Source organism: Pseudomonas sp. NLJ1 (assembly GCF_049486705.1).
Taxonomy (GTDB): domain Bacteria; phylum Pseudomonadota; class Gammaproteobacteria; order Pseudomonadales; family Pseudomonadaceae; genus Aquipseudomonas; species Aquipseudomonas inefficax.
Window position 1 is genome coordinate 844,673 of sequence record NZ_CP137735.1, and the last position, 23,524, is coordinate 868,196.

Annotated in this window: 23 protein-coding genes; 16 read left to right on the forward strand and 7 right to left on the reverse strand. The window is 62.7% G+C overall.

All coding sequences use genetic code 11. The features are described 5' to 3' along the window. Positions 1-134 precede the first annotated feature (134 nt). A complete protein-coding gene (gene aceA / locus R9B85_RS03820) occupies positions 135-1,460 on the forward strand; it encodes an isocitrate lyase (protein WP_112252927.1) in 1,326 nt (441 codons plus the stop codon). Positions 1,461-1,694: 234 nt separating this feature from the next. Here aceA and R9B85_RS03825 read toward each other — a convergent pair whose 3' ends face one another. Together R9B85_RS03825 and R9B85_RS03830 are read right to left on the reverse strand one after the other, a co-directional pair. Beyond that, complete coding sequence (locus R9B85_RS03825; RefSeq protein WP_112252928.1) at positions 1,695-1,958, reverse strand: DUF3077 domain-containing protein; 264 nt, start codon at positions 1,956-1,958, stop codon at positions 1,695-1,697. A 156-nt stretch (positions 1,959-2,114) separates the two neighbouring features. Continuing rightward, a complete protein-coding gene (locus tag R9B85_RS03830) occupies positions 2,115-2,357 on the reverse strand; it encodes a hypothetical protein (RefSeq protein WP_112252929.1) in 243 nt (80 codons plus the stop codon). Positions 2,358-3,540: 1,183 nt separating this feature from the next. Here R9B85_RS03830 and R9B85_RS03835 point away from each other — a divergent pair. From R9B85_RS03835 to nuoN, 13 genes are all read left to right on the forward strand, one after another. Then, entirely contained in the window at positions 3,541-3,954 is a 414-nt protein-coding gene (locus R9B85_RS03835; protein ID WP_003251427.1) for an NADH-quinone oxidoreductase subunit A, read from the forward strand. A gap of 9 nt (positions 3,955-3,963) precedes the next feature. Next, on the forward strand, positions 3,964-4,641 hold the full coding sequence (locus tag R9B85_RS03840) for a NuoB/complex I 20 kDa subunit family protein (RefSeq protein ID WP_003251429.1): 678 nt from the start codon (positions 3,964-3,966) through the stop codon (positions 4,639-4,641). Positions 4,642-4,719: 78 nt separating this feature from the next. After that, positions 4,720-6,501 carry an NADH-quinone oxidoreductase subunit C/D gene (nuoC, locus tag R9B85_RS03845; protein ID WP_085625347.1) on the forward strand — a complete coding sequence of 594 codons (1,782 nt, stop codon included), beginning with the start codon at positions 4,720-4,722 and terminating at the stop codon, positions 6,499-6,501. A 2-nt stretch (positions 6,502-6,503) separates the two neighbouring features. Then, on the forward strand, positions 6,504-7,001 hold the full coding sequence (gene nuoE, locus R9B85_RS03850; RefSeq protein ID WP_003251433.1) for an NADH-quinone oxidoreductase subunit NuoE: 498 nt from the start codon (positions 6,504-6,506) through the stop codon (positions 6,999-7,001). Continuing rightward, positions 6,998-8,377: an NADH-quinone oxidoreductase subunit NuoF gene (gene nuoF / locus R9B85_RS03855; RefSeq protein ID WP_039613100.1), complete on the forward strand. Its 1,380-nt coding sequence runs from the start codon at positions 6,998-7,000 to the stop codon at positions 8,375-8,377. Before nuoE ends, nuoF begins: the two co-directional genes overlap by 4 nt. A gap of 134 nt (positions 8,378-8,511) precedes the next feature. After that, positions 8,512-11,226 (forward strand): NADH-quinone oxidoreductase subunit NuoG, encoded by a 2,715-nt coding sequence (gene nuoG, locus R9B85_RS03860; RefSeq protein WP_112252930.1) that lies wholly within the window; start codon positions 8,512-8,514, stop codon positions 11,224-11,226. Beyond that, complete coding sequence (nuoH, locus tag R9B85_RS03865; RefSeq protein WP_003251440.1) at positions 11,223-12,230, forward strand: NADH-quinone oxidoreductase subunit NuoH; 1,008 nt, start codon at positions 11,223-11,225, stop codon at positions 12,228-12,230. Before nuoG ends, nuoH begins: the two co-directional genes overlap by 4 nt. A gap of 11 nt (positions 12,231-12,241) precedes the next feature. After that, positions 12,242-12,790 (forward strand): NADH-quinone oxidoreductase subunit NuoI, encoded by a 549-nt coding sequence (gene nuoI / locus R9B85_RS03870; RefSeq protein WP_003251442.1) that lies wholly within the window; start codon positions 12,242-12,244, stop codon positions 12,788-12,790. Between the two features lie 10 nt (positions 12,791-12,800). Further along, positions 12,801-13,301, forward strand: coding sequence for an NADH-quinone oxidoreductase subunit J (nuoJ, locus tag R9B85_RS03875; RefSeq protein WP_003261007.1), 501 nt, complete (start codon positions 12,801-12,803; stop codon positions 13,299-13,301). Positions 13,302-13,304: 3 nt separating this feature from the next. Beyond that, positions 13,305-13,613: an NADH-quinone oxidoreductase subunit NuoK gene (gene nuoK, locus R9B85_RS03880; RefSeq protein WP_003251446.1), complete on the forward strand. Its 309-nt coding sequence runs from the start codon at positions 13,305-13,307 to the stop codon at positions 13,611-13,613. Next, a complete protein-coding gene (nuoL, locus tag R9B85_RS03885) occupies positions 13,610-15,463 on the forward strand; it encodes an NADH-quinone oxidoreductase subunit L (RefSeq protein WP_114168202.1) in 1,854 nt (617 codons plus the stop codon). The genes nuoK and nuoL overlap by 4 nt, the downstream gene beginning before the upstream one ends. 40 nt (positions 15,464-15,503) lie before the next feature. Beyond that, the gene (nuoM, locus tag R9B85_RS03890; protein WP_112252932.1) at positions 15,504-17,036 is read left to right on the forward strand and encodes an NADH-quinone oxidoreductase subunit M; all 1,533 of its coding nucleotides are present in this window, start codon (positions 15,504-15,506) and stop codon (positions 17,034-17,036) included. Between the two features lie 7 nt (positions 17,037-17,043). After that, entirely contained in the window at positions 17,044-18,513 is a 1,470-nt protein-coding gene (nuoN, locus tag R9B85_RS03895) for an NADH-quinone oxidoreductase subunit NuoN (protein WP_085625354.1), read from the forward strand. 79 nt (positions 18,514-18,592) lie between these two features. Here the strand turns inward: nuoN and R9B85_RS03900 are convergent, their stop codons facing one another. Next, entirely contained in the window at positions 18,593-18,856 is a 264-nt protein-coding gene (locus tag R9B85_RS03900) for an ogr/Delta-like zinc finger family protein (protein WP_112252933.1), read from the reverse strand. 200 nt (positions 18,857-19,056) lie between these two features. On the opposite strand from R9B85_RS03900, the gene R9B85_RS03905 reads away from it, so the two are divergent. Further along, positions 19,057-19,449, forward strand: coding sequence for a helix-turn-helix domain-containing protein (locus R9B85_RS03905; protein ID WP_215520575.1), 393 nt, complete (start codon positions 19,057-19,059; stop codon positions 19,447-19,449). Here R9B85_RS03905 and R9B85_RS03910 read toward each other — a convergent pair. From R9B85_RS03910 to R9B85_RS03920, 3 genes are read right to left on the reverse strand one after another with little or no spacing between them, the layout of a single operon-like run. Further along, a complete protein-coding gene (locus R9B85_RS03910; protein WP_023662583.1) occupies positions 19,446-19,808 on the reverse strand; it encodes a hypothetical protein in 363 nt (120 codons plus the stop codon). The two genes, R9B85_RS03905 and R9B85_RS03910, sit on opposite strands and share 4 nt — an antisense overlap. Further along, positions 19,801-20,148, reverse strand: a complete 348-nt coding sequence (locus R9B85_RS03915; RefSeq protein WP_215520574.1) for a head completion/stabilization protein — start codon at positions 20,146-20,148, stop codon at positions 19,801-19,803. Before R9B85_RS03915 ends, R9B85_RS03910 begins: the two co-directional genes overlap by 8 nt. Before the next feature lie 11 nt (positions 20,149-20,159). Beyond that, positions 20,160-20,408, reverse strand: coding sequence for a helix-turn-helix domain-containing protein (locus tag R9B85_RS03920; RefSeq protein ID WP_003261017.1), 249 nt, complete (start codon positions 20,406-20,408; stop codon positions 20,160-20,162). A gap of 220 nt (positions 20,409-20,628) precedes the next feature. On the opposite strand from R9B85_RS03920, the gene R9B85_RS03925 reads away from it, so the two are divergent. Next, positions 20,629-22,701 (forward strand): TonB-dependent receptor family protein, encoded by a 2,073-nt coding sequence (locus tag R9B85_RS03925; RefSeq protein ID WP_423770851.1) that lies wholly within the window; start codon positions 20,629-20,631, stop codon positions 22,699-22,701. A 163-nt stretch (positions 22,702-22,864) separates the two neighbouring features. Here the strand turns inward: R9B85_RS03925 and chrR are convergent, their stop codons facing one another. Next, on the reverse strand, positions 22,865-23,425 hold the full coding sequence (chrR, locus tag R9B85_RS03930; protein ID WP_112252939.1) for a class I chromate reductase ChrR: 561 nt from the start codon (positions 23,423-23,425) through the stop codon (positions 22,865-22,867). Positions 23,426-23,524: the final 99 nt, after the last annotated feature.

The window sequence follows — 23,524 nt, forward strand, 5'->3', positions numbered from 1 at the left end:
TGGCCTGCACACCCTTCCCCTTCGAGCCTTCGCGTTCGCCGTCGCACTCCTGCGAACAGGACAGCCGCCAGCTCCTGATCTGCTCCGAGCATCAGCACAATTACCCCAAGATCGATGCGACGAGGTTTATTTCCATGGCACTGACACGCGAACAGCAAATTGCAGCCCTCGAGAAAGACTGGGCCGAGAACCCGCGCTGGAAAGGCGTGACCCGTACCTACACCGCCGCTGATGTCGTTCGCCTGCGTGGCTCCCTGCAGCCGGAGCACACCCTGGCCCGCCTGGGTGCAGAAAAACTGTGGAAGCTGGTCACCGAAGGTGCCCACCCGTCCTTCCGCCCAGAAAAAGATTTCGTCAACTGCATGGGCGCCCTGACCGGCGGCCAGGCAGTGCAGCAGGTCAAGGCCGGTATCCAGGCCATCTACCTGTCCGGCTGGCAGGTTGCCGCCGACAACAACTCGGCCGAGTCCATGTACCCTGACCAGTCGCTGTACCCGGTCGACTCGGTACCGACCGTGGTCAAGCGCATCAACAACTCGTTCCGCCGCGCCGACCAGATCCAGTGGAAAGCCGGCAAGAACCCGGGCGACGAAGGCTACATCGACTACTTCGCGCCGATCGTGGCTGACGCCGAAGCTGGTTTCGGCGGCGTACTGAACGCCTACGAGCTGATGAAGAACATGATCGAAGCAGGCGCCGCCGGCGTGCACTTCGAAGACCAGCTGGCCTCGGTGAAAAAATGCGGCCACATGGGTGGCAAGGTACTGGTACCAACCCAGGAAGCCGTGCAGAAGCTGGTAGCCGCGCGCCTGGCAGCTGACGTATCGGGCGTGCCGACCATCATCCTGGCCCGTACCGACGCCAACGCCGCCGACCTGCTGACCAGCGACTGCGACCCGTACGACCAGCCGTTCGTGATTGGCGAGCGCACCCGTGAAGGCTTCTACAAGGTACGCGCCGGCCTCGACCAGGCCATCGCCCGCGGCCTGGCCTACGCACCGTACGCCGACCTGATCTGGTGCGAAACTGCCAAGCCGGACCTGGACGAAGCCCGTCGCTTCGCCGAAGCGATCAAGAAGGAATACCCGGACCAGATCCTGTCGTACAACTGCTCGCCTTCCTTCAACTGGAAGAAGAACCTGGACGACGCGACCATCGCCAAGTTCCAGCGCGAGCTGTCGGCGATGGGCTACAAGCACCAGTTCATCACCTTGGCCGGCATCCACAACATGTGGCACGGCATGTTCAACCTGGCGCACGACTACGCCCGCAACGACATGACCGCCTACGTGAAGCTGCAGGAACAGGAGTTCGCCGACGCCAGCAAAGGCTACACCTTCGTCGCGCACCAGCAGGAAGTGGGTACTGGCTACTTCGACGACATGACCACCGTGATCCAGGGTGGCGCTTCGTCGGTGACTGCACTGACCGGTTCGACCGAGGAAGAGCAGTTCCACTGATAGTGGGTTGCTGTTGAAAGAAGGCCCGGGGCTTGTGAAAGCCCCGGGCCTTTCTTTTTGCGTGTACTGACGGGCAACAGGCTAGCGCCAAACATGTGGGAGCGGCCTTGTGTCGCGAATGGGCCGCAGAGCGGCCCCGGCAATCTTGCGACGATGCACCGATCCCGGGGTCGCTTCGCACCCCAATCGCGACGCAAGGCCGCTCCCACAGGAGAAATCGCGCCTGTCGGCACCTCAGTGCTTCATGCCCAGCTCTGCATCATCCATCAGCGCCTTGGCCATCGCACTCAGGTAATGGGCGGCCCATATCATCAATGGCTTCTCATCCATCAGGCCGGTGATGGTCAGTTCGCGTACATAGCCCATCAATTCCGAGGACTGCTCGCGGGCGTCCTTGCACGGAATACCGGGCTCGATGCGGAACAGTGGGTGGGTGCCGTTTTCGCCTTGGTAGAAGGTGGTTTTGCCGACGGTGAATTGGGTGTCTTCTGTTGTCATTGTTCAATTCCCTGAGAATTCTCTACTGCCTGGGCCGGCCCTTTCGCGGGCAAACCCGCTCCCACAGGTGCTGTGCAAGTCTTGGCGCTTGTGATGAACCTGTGGGAGCGGGTTCACCCGCGAAGAGGCCCGCCCAGACAACACATCAATCAAGCCTTAGTGCAAAGTCCGAGGCTCTGTGTGCATCTGCGCCTGAACCAATGCCGACTCCAGCAAAGCCCGCAACGTCTCCAGTTCATGCATCGACGTCATCATCAAAACCGACGCCGGCGACTTGGGCTGCAGCAGCATGGCCTGATGCACAACGGTCGCAGCGCACAGCGCATAATCCGTGGCCTGGATCAGGGTGTCTTCGAGGGAATGGGGGTTATGGGGTGGATCGGGAACGATTTTCAACATATCGACTTCCGTTGGCAGTGCCGCTACCCGTCTGCTGTCAAACAGAAGGGTGGCAGCTGTACGTGGGTTGACAGACCGGCGGAAATCGCAAAGTTCCGGCGCACGCAAGCGTGCCCGCACGTACAGCCACCATAACAGCGAGCCGCACACGATTTACCGTCACAGCCTGTCAAAGCTGTATCGTTGATGAGCAACGACAGGCCGAGACTAGAGCGCTGCCAGAGCAGCGGCAACGGAAAATGCGCGGCAGGAGTATGTTTGGGAAATGGCCTACAGGGAAGGGGCTAAATCCGACATGTCAGGTGTTCTGCGCCCGATTGCGCCAGGGCGGCGAGGTGCCTGCCTTGGTTTTTGCGGTGTTGCGTAGATCGAGCGCCGCCCGCGCGGCGCTTCGCGGGACAAGCCCGCTCCCACATTTGTTGCAACGTGGCCATGTCAGTTAGGCCATGGTTGTGAGCCTTGTTGGTCTGACTCAATTTCTCGACTGGCGCTGCCGCCGCCTCAACAGTCTCAAGACATGCACCAAGACAGGCAACCATGGCCTGACAGGTTCGGCACGTTGCAACAAATGTGGGAGCGGGCTTGTCCCGCGAAGCGCCGCGCGGGCGGCGCTCGATCTCACAGACACTGCATTCATTTCGCCATACCCATGGCAACCACCGCCCCTCAAAGACATCCCCCTCCCCACAATCATGTCTATGCTTGAGGCAACACAACCACCCACCGCTTCATCAGCCAGCCATCGCTCGATCGATAAAATATTGACCCAGAGCGGGGCGAACGGTGTCGGAAGCTGCTAGAACAGGCGTTTTTCGCATTTGCAAGTAGGGGGAATCGCCAGATGAACTTTACAAGACGCAGAACAGGGGAAATATCAGGCATCAGGTTAAATGATATTAATTATCATTACGAAACTTGCAATTCGTTACCCCCTGCAAGAAACATAATTAACAAAACCGCACGCAATGCCCGAATCTCAAGGCTTTCAGCCAGTTACGAGCAGGTTTTGTACTTAATCCTACGAATAAATTTGCGACAGAAATTTTACTTGCACCGGGTTTACCCATAAAATCAGCGCGATTGATTCAGCTGCGACATTTGGTCACTGCATGTGCGACACCAGGTCGCCGCTCTACACTTATTTCAGACTGCAGAGCTGGGTCTCTGTATAAGGATCTCTAGCATGTCCGATTCGGCAGGACTCATCGCCCACAACTGGGGCTTTGCCATCTTCCTCCTGGGTGTCGTCGGCCTGTGCGCCTTCATGCTCGGCCTGTCCAGCCTGCTCGGTAGCAAGGCCTGGGGCCGCGCCAAGAACGAACCCTTCGAATCCGGCATGCTGCCCGTCGGCAGCGCCCGCCTGCGCCTGTCCGCCAAATTCTATCTGGTCGCGATGCTGTTCGTGATCTTCGATATCGAAGCCCTCTTTCTCTTTGCATGGTCTGTGTCCGTCCGCGAAAGCGGCTGGACCGGATTCGTCGAAGCACTCGTTTTCATAGCAATTCTGTTGGCTGGTCTTGTCTACCTATGGCGCGTCGGGGCACTTGATTGGGCTCCCGAAGGTCGCCGCAAGCGGCAAGCGAAGCTGAAACAATGAGGCTTTGGCATGCAATACAATCTCACCAGAATCGATCCGGATGCGCCCAACGAGCAGTACCCGGTCGGTGAACGGGAAACCGTCACCGATCAACTGCTGGAGGACCAGGTCCACAAGAACATCTTCATGGGCAAGCTTGAAGATGTGCTGCGTGGCGCGGTCAACTGGGGTCGCAAGAACTCCCTCTGGCCGTACAACTTCGGCCTGTCCTGCTGCTACGTGGAAATGACCACGGCCTTCACGGCACCCCACGACATCGCCCGCTTCGGCGCCGAAGTCATCCGGGCCTCGCCGCGTCAGGCCGACTTCATGGTCATCGCCGGTACCTGCTTCGTGAAGATGGCGCCGATCATCCAGCGCCTGTACGAGCAGATGCTCGAGCCCAAATGGGTCATCTCCATGGGTTCGTGCGCCAACTCCGGCGGCATGTACGACATCTACTCGGTCGTTCAGGGGGTCGACAAGTTCCTCCCCGTGGACGTCTATGTGCCTGGCTGCCCGCCACGCCCTGAGGCTTTCCTGCAAGGCTTGATGCTGCTGCAGGAGTCGATCGGCCAAGAACGACGCCCGCTTTCCTGGGTTGTTGGTGATCAAGGTATTTACCGTGCCGAGATGCCAGCCCAGAAAGACCTGCGTCGTGAGCAGCGCATTGCAGTAACCAACCTGCGCAGCCCCGACGAAGTCTGATCCAGCGACCTGCCGCCCGCTCCCCTGGAGCCGGCGGCCTGGCTTCATTCTTAACGTTGACCCAAAGCGACCGAGACCATGACAGCGGACAACGCTATTTTCATTCCGCCCTACAAGGCTGACGACCAGGATGTGGTCGTCGAACTGCACAACCGTTTTGGCGCCGAAGCATTCGTCGCCCAGGAAACCCGCACCGGCATGCCCGTGCTGTGGGTCAAGCGCGAGCAGCTCAAAGAGGTGCTCAGCTTCCTGCGCGGTGTGGCCAAACCGTACAGCATGCTGTACGACCTGCACGGCGTCGACGAGCGCCTGCGCACCCAGCGCCGCGGCCTGCCAGCCGCCGACTTCAGCGTGTTCTACCACCTGCTGTCGATCGAGCGTAACAGCGACGTGATGATCAAGGTATCGCTCAGCGAAGGCGACCTGAACCTGCCGAGCGTGACCGGTATCTGGCCGAACGCCAACTGGTACGAGCGCGAAGTCTGGGACATGTTCGGCATCGACTTTGCCGGCCACCCGCACCTCAGCCGCATCATGATGCCGCCCACCTGGGAAGGCCACCCGCTGCGCAAGGACTACCCTGCCCGCGCCACCGAGTTCGACCCCTACAGCCTGACCCTGGCCAAGCAGCAGCTTGAAGAGGAATCGGCACGCTTCAACCCGGAAGCCTGGGGCATGAAGCGCCAGGGCGCCAACGAGGACTACATGTTCCTCAACCTCGGCCCCAACCACCCTTCCGCGCACGGCGCCTTCCGTATCGTCCTGCAGCTGGACGGTGAAGAGATCGTCGACTGCGTACCGGACATCGGCTACCACCACCGTGGCGCCGAGAAAATGGCCGAGCGCCAGTCCTGGCACAGCTTCATCCCCTACACCGACCGTATCGACTACCTCGGCGGGGTAATGAACAACCTGCCGTACGTGCTCGCCGTCGAGAAGCTGGCCGGCATCAAGGTGCCACAGAAGGTCGACACCATCCGCGTGATGCTGGCCGAGTTCTTCCGTATCACCAGCCACCTGCTGTTCCTGGGTACCTACATCCAGGACGTCGGCGCCATGACTCCGGTGTTCTTCACCTTCACCGACCGCCAGCGCGCCTACACCGTGATCGAAGCGATCACCGGTTTCCGCCTGCATCCGGCCTGGTACCGCATCGGTGGCGTTGCCCACGACCTGCCGCGCGGCTGGGACAAGCTGGTCAAGGACTTCGTCGAATGGCTGCCCAAGCGCCTCGACGAGTACGAAAAGGCTGCCCTGCAGAACAGCATCCTCAAGGGCCGTACCATCGGCGTTGCCGCGTACAACACCAAGGAAGCGCTGGCCTGGGGTACCACCGGTGCCGGCCTGCGTGCCACCGGTTGCGACTTCGACCTGCGTAAAGCCCGCCCCTACTCCGGCTACGAGAACTTCGAGTTCGAAGTACCGCTGGCCCACAACGGCGATGCCTACGATCGCTGCATGGTCCGTGTCGAGGAGATGCGCCAGAGTATCCGCATCATCGACCAGTGCCTGCGCAACATGCCGGAAGGCCCGTACAAGGCGGACCACCCGCTGACCACGCCGCCGCCGAAAGAGCGCACCCTGCAGCACATCGAAACCCTGATCACGCACTTCCTGCAAGTCTCGTGGGGCCCGGTCATGCCGGCCAACGAGTCGTTCCAGATGATCGAGGCGACCAAGGGCATCAACAGTTACTACCTGACGAGCGATGGCGGCACCATGAGCTACCGCACCCGGATCCGTACCCCGAGCTACCCGCACCTGCAGCAGATCCCTTCGGTGATCAAAGGCAGCATGGTCGCCGACCTCATTGCGTACCTGGGCAGTATCGACTTCGTTATGGCTGACGTGGACCGCTAAGCATGAACAGCACGCTTATCCAGACAGACCGTTTCGCCCTGAGCGAAACCGAGCGCTCGGCCATCGAGCACGAAATGCATCACTACGAGGACCCGCGCGCGGCGTCCATCGAAGCCCTGAAGATCGTCCAGAAGGAACGTGGCTGGGTGCCGGACGGCGCCATCCACGCCATCGGCGAAGTGCTGGGCATCCCGGCCAGTGACGTCGAAGGCGTGGCCACCTTCTACAGCCAGATCTTCCGTCAGCCGGTCGGCCGCCACATCATCCGCGTGTGCGACAGCATGGTCTGCTACATCGGCGGCCACGAGTCGGTGGTCAGCCAGATCCAGAGCGAGCTGGGCATCGGCCTCGGCCAGACCACCGCCGACGGCCGTTTCACCCTGCTGCCGGTGTGCTGCCTGGGCAACTGCGACAAGGCCCCGGCGCTGATGATCGACGACGACACCTTCGGTGACGTGCAGCCGGCTGGCGTTTCCAAACTGCTGGAGGGTTACGTATGACCATTACTTCCTTCGGCCCGGCCAACCGCATTGCGCGTACCGCCGAAACCCACCCGCTGACCTGGCGCCTGCGTGATGACGGCGAGCCGGTCTGGCTGGCCGAGTACGAGTCGAAGAACGGCTATGCTGCCGCGCGCAAGGCGCTGGCGCAGATGTCCGCCGACGACATCGTGCAAAGCGTCAAGGACTCCGGCCTCAAGGGCCGTGGTGGCGCGGGCTTCCCCACTGGCGTGAAGTGGGGCCTGATGCCCAAAGACGAATCCATGAACATCCGCTACCTGCTGTGCAACGCGGACGAAATGGAGCCGAACACCTGGAAGGACCGCATGCTGATGGAGCAACAGCCCCATCTGCTGGTCGAGGGCATGCTGATCAGCGCCCGCGCCCTGAAGGCCTACCGGGGCTACATCTTCCTGCGTGGCGAATACACCACCGCAGCGAAGAACCTCAACCGCGCCATCGAGGAAGCCAAGGCCGCCGGCCTGCTGGGCAAGAACATCCTCGGCAGCGGTTTCGATTTCGAGCTGTTCGTGCACACCGGTGCCGGCCGCTACATCTGCGGTGAAGAAACCGCACTGATCAATTCGCTGGAAGGCCGCCGTGCCAACCCGCGCTCCAAGCCGCCCTTCCCTGCCGCCGTGGGCGTGTGGGGCAAGCCGACTTGCGTGAACAACGTCGAAACCCTGTGCAACGTTCCGGCCATCGTCGCCAACGGCAACGACTGGTACAAGTCGCTGGCCCGCGAAGGCAGTGAAGACCACGGCACCAAGCTGATGGGCTTCTCCGGCAAGGTCAAGAACCCGGGCCTGTGGGAACTGCCGTTCGGCGTCACCGCCCGCGAGCTGTTCGAAGACTACGCCGGTGGCATGCGCGACGGCTTCAAGCTCAAGTGCTGGCAGCCAGGCGGCGCCGGTACCGGCTTCCTGCTGCCCGAGCACCTCGACGCACAGATGTACGCCGGCGGCATCGCCAAGGTCGGCACCCGTATGGGTACCGGCCTGGCCATGGCGGTGGACGACAGCATCAACATGGTTTCGCTGCTGCGCAACATGGAAGAGTTCTTCGCCCGCGAGTCGTGCGGCTGGTGCACCCCATGCCGTGACGGCCTGCCGTGGAGCGTGAAGATGCTGCGCGCACTGGAAAAAGGCCAGGGCCGCGCCGAAGACATCGAGACGCTGCTGGGGCTGGTCAACTTCCTTGGCCCAGGCCGTACCTTCTGTGCTCACGCACCAGGTGCCGTCGAGCCATTGGGCAGTGCCATCAAATACTTCCGCTCGGAATTCGAGGCCGGTGTCGCTCCAGCTGGTGCTGGCGATGCGCTGCGTCCGAACCTGGCAAAGCCGATCCAGGCCGGGCCGATCGTGGTCGGCGCATAACAAGATGATTGAGGCGGGTGGTCCGTGCCACTCGCCAGCTTGCCGGCCGGCCCGAGTCGATCGCGGCGTGTCGCAAGCTCACCGATTTCCATTAGCCACGCCCGCTCACGCGGGCCAACGAAGAACTTTGAACAATGGCCACTATCCACGTAGACGGCAAAGCGCTCGAAGTCAACGGTGCAGACAACCTGTTACAGGCCTGTCTGTCGCTCGGCCTCGACATCCCTTATTTCTGCTGGCACCCGGCGCTTGGTAGCGTTGGCGCCTGCCGGCAGTGCGCGGTCAAGCAGTACACCGACGAGAACGACACCCGTGGTCGTATCGTCATGTCCTGCATGACCCCTGCCTCCGACGGCACCTGGATCTCCATCGACGATGAAGAGTCCAAGGCGTTCCGCGCCAGCGTCGTCGAATGGCTGATGACCAACCACCCGCACGACTGCCCGGTGTGCGAGGAAGGCGGTCACTGCCACCTGCAGGACATGACGGTAATGACCGGCCACAACGAGCGCCGCTACCGTTTCACCAAGCGTACCCACCAGAACCAGGACCTCGGCCCGTTCATCGCCCATGAGATGAACCGCTGCATCGCCTGCTACCGCTGCGTGCGCTACTACAAGGACTATGCCGGTGGTACCGACCTGGGCGTGTACGGCGCTCACGACAACGTGTACTTCGGCCGCGTCGAAGACGGCGTGCTGGAAAGCGAGTTCTCGGGCAACCTGACCGAGGTCTGCCCGACCGGCGTATTCACCGACAAGACCCACTCCGAGCGCTACAACCGCAAGTGGGACATGCAGTTCGCCCCGAGCATCTGCCATGGCTGCTCCAGCGGCTGCAACATCAGCCCGGGCGAGCGCTACGGCGAACTGCGTCGCATCGAAAACCGCTTCAACGGTTCGGTCAACCAGTACTTCCTGTGCGACCGTGGCCGCTTCGGCTATGGCTACGTCAACCGCAAGGATCGCCCACGCCAGCCACAGCTGGCCGACGGTACCAAGCTGGGCCTGGACGCCGCCCTGGACAAGGCCGCCGACCTGCTGCGCGGGCGTACCATCGTCGGTATCGGCTCGCCACGCGCCAGCCTCGAGAGCAACTACGGCCTGCGTGAACTGGTGGGTGCCGAGTACTTCTACTCGGGCATGGAAGCCGGCGAACTGGCCCGCGTACGCCTGGCCCTGAACGTGCTGAACAACAGCCCGCTGCCGGTGCCGACCCTGCGCGATATCGAAGACCACGACGCCGTGTTCGTGCTCGGTGAAGACCTGACCCAGACCGCTGCCCGCGTCGCACTGGCGGTGCGCCAGGCCACCAAGGGCAAGGCCGAGGCCATGGCCGAAGCCATGAAGGTGCAGCCGTGGCTCGACGCCGCCGTGAAGAACATCGGCCAGCACGCACTGTACCCGCTGTTCATCGCTTCGCTGGCTGAAACCAAGCTGGACGACGTCGCCGAAGAATGCGTGCACGCCGCCCCCGCCGACCTGGCCCGTATCGGTTTCGCCGTGGCCCACGCCATCGACGCGAGCGCCCCTGCCGTCGAAGGCCTGGACGCCGAAGCGAAAGCTCTGGCCCAGCGTATTGCCGACGCCCTGGTCGCGGCCAAACGCCCACTGGTCGTAGCCGGTACCTCGCTGGCCGACCCGGCGCTGATCGAAGCCGCCGCCAACATCGCCAAGGCGTTGAAGCTGCGCGAGAAGAACGGCTCGCTGAGCCTGGTGGTGCCTGAAGCCAACAGCCTCGGCCTGGCCATGCTCGGTGGCGAGTCGGTCGATGCCGCGCTGGACGCGGTCATCAGCGGCAAGGCCGACGCCATCGTCGTGCTGGAAAACGACCTGTACGCCCGCGTACCGGCCGCCAAGGTCGATGCAGCCCTGGCCGCAGCCAAGGTGGTGATCGTTGCCGACCACTCGAAAACCCCGACTGTCGACCGCGCCCACCTGGTGCTGCCGGCCGCCTCGTTCGCCGAAGGCGACGGTACCCTGGTCAGCCAGGAAGGCCGTGCCCAGCGCTTCTTCCAGGTTTTCGACCCGCAGTACCTGGACAGCAGCATCCAGATCCACGAAGGCTGGCGCTGGATGCACGCCCTGCGCGCCACCCTGCTGAACAAGCCGGTCGACTGGACCCAGCTGGACCATGTCACCAGCGCCTGCGCCGAAGCCGCGCCGCAACTGGCCGGCATCGTCAACGCCGCGCCAAGCGCCGCGTTCCGCATCAAGGGCATGAAACTGGCCCGCGAGCCGCTGCGTTACTCCGGCCGTACCGCCATGCGCGCCAACATCAGCGTGCACGAGCCGCGTACCCCGCAAGACAAGGACACCGCGTTCGCCTTCTCCATGGAAGGCTACTCGGGTTCGGCCGAACCGCGTCAGCAGGTGCCGTTCGCCTGGTCGCCGGGCTGGAACTCGCCGCAGGCCTGGAACAAATTCCAGGACGAGGTCGGTGGTCACCTGCGTGCCGGTGACCCGGGCGTACGCCTGATCGAACCGCAAGGCGACCGCCTGCACTGGTTCAACGCCATTCCGGGCGCCTTCAACCCGGCCCGTGGCACCTGGACTGCCGTGCCGTTCTTCCACCTGTTCGGCAGCGAAGAAAGCTCCTCGCGCGCCGCCCCGGTACAAACGCGCATTCCGGCAGCCTACGTGGCCCTGGCCAAGTCCGAAGCCGACCGCCTGGGCGTCAACGACGGTGCCCTGCTGAGCCTGACCGTGGCCGGTGTGGCCCTGCGTCTGCCGCTGCGTATCAATGAACAGCTGGGCGCTGGCCTGGTCGCGTTGCCGAAAGGCCTGGCCGGCATTCCGCCTGCCATCTTCGGTGCATCCGTCGAAGGTCTGCAGGAGGCAGCACAATGAGCTGGTTCACCCCCGAAGTGATCGATGTGATCCTCACCGTGCTGCGGGCCATCGTGGTCCTGCTGGCGGTGGTGGTCTGCGGCGCGCTGCTCAGCTTCGTCGAGCGCCGCCTGCTGGGCTGGTGGCAGGACCGTTACGGTCCGAACCGCGTCGGCCCGTTCGGCATGTTCCAGATCGCTGCCGACATGCTGAAGATGTTCTTCAAGGAAGACTGGAACCCGCCCTTCGTCGACCGCGTGATCTTCACCCTGGCACCGGTAGTGGCCATGAGCGCCCTGCTGATCGCCTTCGTGGTCATCCCGATCACCCCGACCTGGGGCGTCGCCGACCTGAACATCGGCCTGCTGTTCTTCTTCGCCATGGCCGGCCTGTCGGTCTACGCGGTGCTGTTCGCCGGCTGGTCGTCGAACAACAAGTACGCCCTGCTGGGCAGCTTGCGTGCCTCGGCGCAGACCGTGTCGTACGAAGTGTTCCTGGGCCTGGCGCTGATGGGCGTGGTGGTGCAGGTAGGTTCGTTCAACATGCGCGACATCGTCGAGTACCAGGCGCAGAACCTGTGGTTCATCATTCCGCAGTTCTTCGGTTTCTGCACCTTCTTCATCGCTGGCGTCGCCGTGACTCACCGTCACCCGTTCGACCAGCCAGAAGCGGAACAGGAACTGGCCGACGGCTACCACATCGAGTATGCCGGCATGAAATGGGGCATGTTCTTCGTCGGTGAGTACATCGGCATCATCCTCATCTCGGCGCTGCTGGTAACCCTGTTCTTCGGCGGCTGGCACGGCCCGTTCGGCATCCTGCCGCAACTGTCGTTCCTGTGGTTCGCGCTGAAGACCGCGTTTTTCATCATGCTGTTCATCCTGCTGCGCGCCTCGATCCCGCGCCCACGCTATGACCAGGTGATGGACTTCAGCTGGAAGTTCTGCCTGCCGCTGACCCTGATCAATTTGCTGGTGACCGCTGCGATCGTGCTCTACAACACGCCAGCCGTCGCGGCCCAGTGAGGATTTGACCCATGTTCAAGTATATCGGCGACATCGTTAAGGGCACCGGCACCCAGCTGCGCAGCCTGGCAATGGTGTTCTCCCACGGGTTCCGCAAGCGCGATACCCTGCAGTACCCCGAAGAACCCGTGTACCTGCCGCCGCGCTATCGCGGCCGCATCGTCCTCACCCGCGACCCCGATGGCGAGGAGCGCTGCGTAGCGTGCAACCTCTGCGCGGTGGCCTGCCCGGTTGGCTGCATCTCGCTGCAGAAGGCCGAGACCGAGGACGGCCGCTGGTACCCGGAGTTCTTCCGCATCAACTTCTCGCGCTGCATCTTCTGCGGCCTGTGTGAAGAAGCGTGCCCGACCACCGCGATCCAGCTGACTCCGGATTTCGAAATGGCCGAGTTCAAGCGTCAGGACCTGGTGTACGAGAAAGAAGATCTGCTGATCTCCGGCCCCGGCAAAAACCCTGACTACAACTTCTACCGTGTTGCCGGCATGGCAATCGCTGGCAAGCCGAAGGGCTCTGCACAGAACGAAGCCGAGCCGATCAACGTGAAGAGCTTGCTCCCATAAGGACAGAAAGATGGAATTCGCTTTCTACTTCGCATCCGGGATCGCCGTGGTCTCCACCCTTCGGGTGGTGACCGGCACCAACCCCGTGCACGCCTTGCTTTACCTGATCATTTCGCTGATTTCCGTGGCCATGATCTTCTTCGCCCTGGGTGCGCCGTTCGCCGGCGCCCTGGAAGTGATCGCCTACGCCGGCGCCATCATGGTGCTGTTCGTGTTCGTGGTGATGATGCTCAACCTCGGGCCGGCTTCGGTCGCCCAGGAACGGGGCTGGCTCAAGCCCGGTATCTGGGCGGGGCCGGTGATTCTCGCCGCCCTGCTGCTGCTGGAGCTGCTGTACGTGCTGTTCGTCACCCCGAGCGGCGCCGGCATCAGCGGTACCACCGTGGGCCCGAAAGAAGTCGGCATCAGCCTGTTCGGCCCCTACCTGCTGGTGGTCGAACTGGCTTCGATGCTGCTGCTGGCCGCGGCCGTCACCGCCTTCCACCTGGGCCGCAACGAGGCGAAGGAGTAAATCATGGGTGCTATCCCTCTCGAGCATGGTCTGGCAGTCGCCGGCATCCTGTTCTGCTTAGGTCTGGTTGGCCTGATGGTCCGCCGCAACATCCTCTTCGTGCTCATGAGCCTGGAAGTCATGATGAACGCCTCTGCCCTGGCGTTCGTCGTCGCCGGTGCCCGTTGGGTCCAGCCCGACGGCCAGGTGATGTTCATTCTGGTGATCAGCCTGGCAGCCGCCGAGGCCAGCATTGGCCTGGCCATCCTGCTGCAGCTGTATCGCCGCTTCCACACTCTCGACATCGATGCTGCCAGTGAGATGCGCGGATGAACCTTCTCTTCCTGACTTTCGTCTTCCCCCTCATCGGCTTCCTGCTGCTGTCGTTCTCGCGCGGGCGGTTCTCGGAGAACCTGTCCGCGCTGATCGGCGTCGGCTCGGTAGGCCTTTCGGCGGCCACGGCCGCCTACGTCATCTGGCAATTCAACGTCGCCCCGCCTGAAGGCGGCGCGTACAGCCAGCTGCTGTGGCAGTGGATGTCGGTGGACGGCTTCGCGCCGAACTTCACCCTGTACCTGGACGGCCTGTCGGTCACCATGCTCGGCGTGGTCACCGGTGTCGGCTTCCTGATCCACCTGTTCGCGTCCTGGTACATGCGTGGCGAAGCCGGCTACTCGCGCTTCTTCTCGTACACCAACCTGTTCATCGCCAGCATGCTGTTCCTGATCCTTGGCGATAACCTGCTGTTCATCTACTTCGGCTGGGAAGGCGTGGGCCTGTGCTCGTACCTGTTGATCGGTTTCTACTACAGCAACCGCAACAACGGTAACGCGGCACTCAAGGCATTCATCGTCACCCGCATCGGCGACGTGTTCATGGCCATCGGCCTGTTCATCCTGTTCGCCCAGCTGGGTACCCTGAACGTGCAGGAACTGCTGGTACTGGCCCCGCAGAAGTTCCAGGCTGGCGACACCTGGATGGTGCTGGCAACCCTGATGCTGCTGGGTGGTGCGGTCGGTAAATCGGCCCAGCTGCCACTGCAGACCTGGCTGGCCGATGCGATGGCCGGCCCGACCCCGGTTTCGGCGCTGATCCACGCGGCAACCATGGTGACCGCAGGCGTTTACCTGATCGCCCGTACCAACGGCTTGTTCCTGCTGGCACCGGACATCCTGCACCTGGTGGGCGTGGTCGGTGGCGTGACCCTGGTACTGGCCGGCTTCGCCGCGCTGGTGCAGACCGACATCAAGCGTATCCTCGCCTACTCGACCATGAGCCAGATCGGCTACATGTTCCTGGCCCTGGGCGTAGGCGCCTGGGACGCGGCGATCTTCCACCTGATGACCCACGCCTTCTTCAAGGCCCTGCTGTTCCTGGCTTCCGGTGCGGTGATCGTGGCCTGCCACCACGAGCAGAACATCTTCAAGATGGGCGGCCTGTGGAAGAAACTGCCGTTGGCCTACGCCAGCTTCGTGGTCGGTGGCGCTGCCCTGGCTGCCTTGCCGATCGTGACCGTGGGCTTCTACTCCAAGGACGAGATCCTCTGGGAAGCCTTCGCCAGCGGCAACACCGGCCTGCTGTACGCCGGCCTGGTCGGCGCGTTCATGACCTCGCTGTACACCTTCCGCCTGATCTTCATCGCCTTCCACGGCGAAGCCAAGACCGAAGCCCATGCTGGCCACGGCATCAGCCACTGGCTGCCGCTGGGCGTGCTGATCGTGCTGTCGACCTTCGTCGGCGCCTGGATCACCCCGCCGCTGGCAGGCGTGCTGCCTGAAAGCGCCGGCCACGCTGGCGGCGAAGCCAAGCACGCGCTGGAGATCACCTCGGGTGCCATCGCCATCGCCGGTATCCTGTTGTCGGCCCTGCTGTTCCTGGGCAAGCGCCGCTTCGTCAGCGCCGTGGCCAACAGCGGCATCGGTCGTGTCCTTTCGGCCTGGTGGTTCGCTGCCTGGGGCTTCGACTGGATCTACGACAAGCTTTTCGTCAAACCGTACCTGCTGATCAGCCACATCCTGCGCAAGGACCCGGTTGACCGCACCATTGGCCTGATTCCGCGGATGGCGCGTGGCGGCCACGTCGCCATGAGCAAGACCGAGACTGGCCAGCTGCGCTGGTACACCGCCTCTATCGCCGTGGGTGCCGTGCTGGTGCTCGGTGCCGTGGTAGTGGCTGCGGTATGACTATGAATCTTGCGACTTTGCCAAAGGAAACCAACCCGTCATGATTTTGCCTTGGCTGATCCTGATCCCCTTCATCGGCGGCTTCCTGTGCTGGCTGGGTGAGCGCTTCGGCGCCACCCTGCCGCGCTGGATCGCGCTGCTGACAATGTCCCTGCTGCTCGGCATCGGCCTGTGGCTGTGGGCTAACGGCGACTACACCCTGGCCCCCGCCCCGGGCGCCGAGCCTGCCTGGGCCCTGGAATACAAGGTCCAGTGGATCCAGCGCTTCGGCATCAGCATCCACCTGGCCCTCGACGGCCTGTCGCTGCTGATGATCCTGCTCACCGGCCTGCTCGGTGTGCTGTCGGTACTGTGCTCCTGGAAAGAGATCCAGCGTCACGTCGGCTTCTTCCACCTCAACCTGATGTGGATCCTCGGCGGCGTGGTCGGTGTGTTCCTGGCCCTTGACCTGTTCCTGTTCTTCTTCTTCTGGGAAATGATGCTGGTGCCGATGTACTTCCTCATCGCGCTCTGGGGTCACAGCTCGGCAGACGGCAAGAAGACCCGGATCTACGCGGCGACCAAGTTCTTCATCTTCACCCAGGCCAGCGGCCTGATCATGCTGGTGGCGATCCTCGGCCTGGTGCTGGTCAACTACACCAACACCGGCGTGATCACCTTCAACTACAGCGACCTGCTCAAGGCCGAGCTGCCAGCCGGTACCGAGTACCTGCTGATGCTGGGCTTCTTCATCGCCTTCGCGGTGAAGCTGCCGGTGGTGCCGTTCCACTCCTGGCTACCTGACGCTCACGCCCAGGCACCGACCGCAGGTTCCGTCGACCTGGCCGGTATCTTGCTGAAGACAGCGGCCTACGGCCTGCTGCGCTTCGCTCTGCCGCTGTTCCCGAACGCCTCGGCCGAGTTCGCGCCAATCGCCATGACCCTGGGCCTGATCGGTATCTTCTACGGTGCATTCCTGGCCTTCGCGCAAACCGACATCAAGCGCCTGGTCGCCTTCTCCAGCGTCTCGCACATGGGCTTCGTGCTGATCGGTATCTACTCCGGCAGCCAGCAGGCCCTGCAAGGCGCAGTGATCCAGATGCTGGCACACGGCCTGTCCGCTGCCGCGCTGTTCATCCTGGCCGGCCAGCTGTACGAGCGCCTGCATACCCGTGACATGCGCCAGATGGGTGGCCTGTGGCACCGCATCGCCTACCTGCCAGCCATCAGCCTGTTCTTCGCCGCCGCCTCCCTGGGCCTGCCAGGTACCGGCAACTTCGTCGGCGAGTTCCTGATCCTGATCGGCAGCTTCGCCAGCGTGCCGTGGATCACCGTGATCGCCACCACTGGCCTGGTGTTCGGTTCGGTGTACTCGCTGATCATGATCCACCGCGCCTACTTCGGCCCGGCCAAGACCGACACCGTGCTGGCCGGCATGGACGGTCGCGAGCTCATCATGGTCCTGGGTCTGGCAGTACTGCTGATCCTGCTGGGCGTGTATCCACAGCCGTTCCTCGACACCTCTGCCGCCACCATGAGTGGTGTGCAGCAGTGGCTCGGTTCCGCTTTCACTCAACTCGCTTCGGCCCGGTAAGAGCGCTATGGAATTCACCACTCAACACTTCATCGCATTGGCGCCGATGCTGATCACCACCATCACCACGGTGGTGGTGATGCTGGCGATCGCCTGGAAGCGCAACCACTCGCAGACCTTCCTGCTGTCCACCGTGGGCCTCAACCTGGCCCTGCTGTCGATCCTGCCGGCGCTGAAGGTCGCGCCGCTGGCGGTCACTTCGCTGGTCACCATCGACAAGTTCGCCTGCCTGTACATGGCGATCATGCTGGTGGCGACGCTGGCTTGCGTCACCCTCGCCCACGCCTACCTCGGCGAAGGCTCCAAGGGCTTCCCGGGCAACCGTGAAGAACTCTACCTGCTGCTGCTGATGTCGGCCCTCGGTGGCCTGGTGCTGGTCAGCGCCAACCACCTGGCCGGCCTGTTCATCGGCCTGGAGCTGCTGTCGGTACCGGTCTACGGCCTGGTGGCGTATGCCTTCTTCAACAAGCGCTCGCTGGAAGCCGGCATCAAGTACATGGTGCTGTCGGCCGCAGGCTCGGCCTTCCTGCTGTTCGGCATGGCCCTGCTGTACGCCGACGCCGGCAGCCTCACCTTCGACCAGATCGGCAAGGCCCTGGCCGCTACCAGCATGCCGAGCCTGCTGGCCCAGCTGGGCCTGGCCATGATGCTGGTCGGCCTGGCCTTCAAGTTGTCGCTGGTACCGTTCCACCTGTGGACCCCGGACGTATACGAAGGCGCCCCGGCACCGGTCGCAGCCTTCCTGGCCACCGCCAGCAAGGTTGCGGTGTTTGCCGTTGTCGTGCGCCTGTTCATGCTCTCCCCTGCTGCCAGCAGCGGCGTGCTGAGCACCGTACTGGCAGTGATTGCAGTGGCCTCGATCCTGATCGGTAACCTGCTGGCACTGACCCAGAGCAACCTCAAGCGCCTGCTCGGTTACTCGTCCATCGCCCACTTCGGCTACCTGGTCATCGCCCTGGTCGCCAGCAAAGGCCTGGCCCTGGAAGCCATGGGCGTGTACCTGGTCACCTACGTGATCACCAGCCTGGGCGCCTTCGGTGTCATCACCCTGATGTCCTCGCCTTACGGCGGCCGTGACGCCGATGCGCTGTACGAGTACCGTGGTCTGTTCTGGCGCCGTCCGTACCTGACCGCGGTACTGACCGTGATGATGCTGTCGCTGGCGGGTATCCCGCTGACCGCCGGCTTCATCGGCAAGTTCTACATCATCGCCACCGGCGTCGAGTCGCACCTGTGGTGGCTGGTCGGTGCGCTGGTGATCGGTAGCGCCATCGGCGTCTACTACTACCTGCGTGTCATGGTCACCCTGTACCTGGTCGAGCCGAACCTGCGTCGCCACGACGCCCCGCTGAAGTGGGAACAGCGCACTGGCGGCGTCATGCTGCTGGCCATCGCCATTCTTGCCTTCGTGCTGGGTGTGTATCCGCAACCGCTGCTGGAAATGGTCCAGCAAGCCGGCCTGCAACTGATCGGCTGATCGCCCCGGCAAAACAAGACACCCCGCTCATGCGGGGTGTTTTTTTATCTGCACGTTTTGTATCCGTAGCCATGAAAGCTCATTCGCCGGGGTTGTCCTGCACGGCTGCCGGCAGCGCTGCCTTGCGCAAATCACCATTGGCCGAAGGCAGGTAGACTTCCGGGTTGGGCATGCCGCTGGGCGAGAGTTCATGGGTCATCTCGAACTCGGCGCGCACTGACCAGCCACAGGCCTCGGTGGTGCATTGCAAATAAGCGATCCGCAGAAAAATATGACGCCCTTCGCTGGTACGGATACGCATCCGGCTATGGCAATGCGGGCAAACCAGCTTGTATGTACTCACGGCAAGTACCTGCAAGCATTGTTCGGGCTTACCTTCTGTGAGAATAGTCGTCCGGTTTTGTCAGTATTGGCTGCATATATAGGTGTATTCTTCAGTTTGATGCTTCTCATTGCAGGAATGCTCCTTAAAACGCAGGGCTGTATTCATAACGAGTAGTTTAAGCCCATGGAATATCATTAAACCAGTCATGGATATTTGTTATGAGTACCCACGTACTTGCTTCGGTGCTGACCCGGCTGAAGCTTCTGACCGCTACGGAATCTGACGCCGAGCTATCCAGAGCGCTTTCGATCAGCCCGCAGACATTGAGCAGCTGGAAGGTGCGCGACAGCATTCCTTATTCACTTTGCATAGACATTGCCAAGCAATACGCATGCTCACTGGACTGGCTTCTGCTGGGTGAACCCGAACGACATCGCGCAGGCCTGGACGACGAAGGCTGGGAACAGGACATGCTCGCGCGCCTGCGCACCCTGTCGCTTGCCGATCGCCAAGCCGTTCTCCTGCTGGTCCAGGACAAGCAACGCATCCAGCAGCTGGAGCGGCAATTGAACGCGCTGACCAGTCGCTCGCCCAATGCCGCCAGCGGCTAGCCCCGGCGGCGCCAGCGCTGGATGAGTTCACGCGGGTCCAGCGTATCCAGCCAGACCATCACCTTGAGGCTGATGGGGATCACCACCACGGCAGCCACGAACCCCGCCATGCCACGGCTCAGCAAGGGCACCAGTGACGAAACCAGCGGCTCGAACAGGTGGCCAACCCCCACGGTCACGAACACCAGCAAGAGTTTCTTGCCCAGCGTCAGGCGCCTGGCCTTGTTGGTGATCAACCGGTCACGCGCCGCGCTCACCAACAAAGCCCCCAGCAGCGCGGCGAACAGGACATTGCCATCCACGCCCAGCAACTCCACCAGCGCCGGGGCCAGGCTGTCGACAACAGATTTTTCAGTCATGGGCAGCCCCTCGGAGTGCGGCGGGCAGGTAGGCGGTCGAGCCCAGGTTACGCATGACCGCGGCTTCGACAAAGCGGATGTAGCACACCCGCAATGCACGCCCGTGGTCATGCCCGGCCACATCCTCGAGGCGCTTGTAGCCCCGCTCTCGCAACACCGCGCGCCAGCGTGCGAATTCACGTGCCGCGTCGATGGCAGCGCAGCGTGCGGCCACTTCCAGCACAGCTTCACTGACAGGCCGCTTCAGGTTCAGGCGCTCACGCAGCCTGTCCAGGTCTACCCGTGGCCAGAAGGGGTCATGGCAATCGGCATAACGCCGTAACCGAGGATCGTTGCCCATGCTTCACCCCCTCACTGCTCGGCCAGCATGCCGTAGCGAATGGCCTTGATCACCGCAGCCACCCGCGTGGGCACATCGAACTTGCGCAGGATGTTCGACACATGGAAGTTCACCGTCGATTCCTTGCATTCCAGTATCTGGCCAATCTCCCACGAGCTCTTGCCGTAGGCACACCACAACAGCACTTGCCGTTCACGTGGCGTCAGGCGAACCGGGGCGTCCGCCAGGGGTTGCTGCGAGTGTCGTGCGTTGTCAGTCATGTTTGAACTCCACGGGTGATTGAGCGAGGCATCGCTGCCGGTCTGCAATCACCTTACGAAGCGCGGGTCGCCCAGCTCCATCGCTGCGGCTTGTAAAGAACTTTCGTACAAAACCGTCTGACGAAGGTTGCGCGATATTTGTCGACTTTCCTCGTGCTCCAAGCGGCATTTCGCTCGTCTCAACGCCGTTGTCCATTCGCCTTTCGCCTGGAGTCGTACAATGCGTTGCGTTTTGCCCCCACCATCCTGCCTCGGCCTGCTGGCTGCTTTCGCTGCCTCCCAGCCCGCCCTGGCTGCATCTTCGGTCGAGTTGGGCCAGGTGCTGATCACCGATGAGGAGCAGAACGACCTGACCGCAGCCAGCGAACGCCTGCACGAAGTGCCGGGCGCAAGCAACCTGGTGGACATGCAGCGTGTAGGGCAAGGCCGGGTTGCCAGCAACCAGGATGTACTGGCCTACCAGCCCGGGGTGTTCGCGCAATCGGCGGGCAACGATGGCATCAAACTGTCGATCCGCGGTTCGGGCATCAACCGCGCACCGGGGGCCCACGGCTCCGGGGTCTACACGATGTTCGACGGCCTGCCCCTGACCGGCCCGGGCGGTACGCCCTACGAGCTGTTCGAGCCGCTGTGGCTGAGCCGTGCCGAAGTGCTGCGCGGCGCCAACGGCTTCGACCAGGGTTCCCTCGCCCTTGGCGGCGCGATCAACTATGTCACCCACACCGGCTACGACGCCGCGCCGCTACAGGTGCGCTACGAAGTCGGCAGCCGCGGCTACCAGCACCGGCATATCAGCTCAGGGCAGGTGCTGGGCAACCTCGACTACTACGTGGCCCTGACCGATTCGGAATATGACGGCTACCAGGCGCACAGCAGTGGCAGCGCCAAGGGCGTTGCCGCCAACGTCGGCTACCGCTTCAACCCGAACCTGGAAACCCGCTTCTACCTGCGCTACCGGGAAACCGAGAACGAGCTGGCCGGGCGCCTGACCAAGGAGCAGATCAAGCACCACCCACGTGCGGCCAACCCGGCCTACCTGGCCCGCGACGACAGCCGCCCGCAGCCGGGCAGCACCTGGGTGGGCAACAAGACCACCTTCTACCTCGACGACGATGCGCGCCTGGAAGCCGGCCTGGTATACCACGACTACCCGATGGACCTGCGTGAAGGCCCGATGCGCCTGAAGGTGGCCTACACCGATGTCAGCGGCACGCTGAACTACTTCCGTCGCGATACCTTGTTCGGCCATGAGAGCAAGACCACCATCGGCTGGCGCACCACCAAGCACCTGCCCAACAGTGGTGCTTCGCAGTTCAACCGCAACGGCGATGTGTTCGGTGAGCGCACCCGTGACTTCACCTACCAGGGCTCGGACACGGTGCTGCATGTGGGCAACGACCTGGAACTGGTGCCGAACCTGTGGCTGACCACGGGCCTGGCGATGATCTATACCCGCCGTGAAAGTGATGTCACCTACCCTGCCGAGGGCGGCAAGGTAAGCATGCATGACTGGGACTATGCGCCACGCGTGGGGCTGCGCTATGACATCCGCCCGGACCTGCAGGTATACGGCAACCTGAGCCGCTCGGTAGAGCCGCCCCACCCGTGGTCACTGATCTGGAGCTCGCCCAAAGTAGGCGGCAAGCAGATCCAGCCGATCGAGATGCAGAACCAGACCGCCACTACCCTGGAGCTGGGCGCGCGTGGCGATTCGGTGCTTGGCCGCTGGGACCTGGCCTGGTACTACGCGCAGGTGCGCCATGAACTGCTGGCCGTGGAAGTGGTGCCGAACTTCACCTCGGAGTTCAACGCCAGCCCCACCGTGCACCAGGGCGTGGAAGCCGGCCTCGACAGCACCCTGTGGGAGCGCGCCGGTACTGGCAAGCTCAGCCTGCGCCAGGCCTACACCTTCAGTGATTTCCACTACCGCGATGACGACCAGTTCGACGACAACCGCCTGCCGGGCATCCCCATGCACTACTACCAGGCCGAGCTGCGCTATGACTGGCCGAGCGGCTTCTACGCCGGGGTCAACACGCAGATGGCGTCGAAGGTGCAGGTGGACTACGCCAACAGCTACCACGCCGATGAATATGCCTTGCTCGGCGCGCGCCTGGGCTGGGATTCACCGAAGCAGGACTGGCAGACCTGGCTGGACCTGCGCAACCTGACCAACAAGCGTTATGCGGCGACGGTGACACCGACCTATGACGATGCCGGCAAAGACAACGCCCGCTCGACGCCGGGCGAAGGCTTTGGCGTGTATGCCGGGGTTTCCTACAGCTTCCGCTAATCCGCTTTTTTGTAGGAGCGGCCTTGTGTCGCGAAAGGGCTGCGCAGCAGCCCCAGGATTTCAGCTTCGCAACATAAATTGCCGGGGCTGCTGCGCAGCCCTTTCGCGACACAAGGCCGCTCCTACAGGGATCGTGCGCTCAGCGATGATTGCTCAAGGCAGGTCAAACCGCCCGGTTCAACTTAACCCACGAAGCAAACTTGTCGACAAATGCCTGCAAGAACGGCCGGGTCTTGTCGTTGAGCTTGCCTGCGTCATCGAACAGGCTCGCTGCACCGCCGATGTAGGCCTCAGGCATCTGCATGCACGGCATATCCAGAAACACCAGCGACTGGCGCACGGCATGGTTGGCACCGAAACCACCAATAGCCCCCGGCGACACACTGACCACCGCCGTTGGCTTGCCCCCCCAAGCGCTCTGCCCGTAGGGCCGCGACCCCACATCGATGGCGTTTTTCAGGCAGCCCGGCACCGAACGGTTGTATTCCGGGGTAACGAACAGCACCGCATCGCTGCGGCGGATTTCGTCGCGAAAACGCTTCCAGGCCTCTGGCGGTGCGTCGGCCTCGACGTCCTCGTTGTACAACGGCAGATCGCCGATCTCGACGATCCTCAGGGCAAGGCTGGACGGCGCCAGTTCCGAGAGTGCGCGGGCGACCTTGCGGTTGTAGGAATCCTTGCGCAAGCTACCGACGACAACCGCTACCGAATACACCTGGCTCATGGCAATTTCCAACCTTCGCTGAGTAAAGGGACGTTGTAGTTATAGATGACCGTTCCTCGGCGCCTTGGTTTTTTTTCCGCGGGGCGAAAACTTCCGACG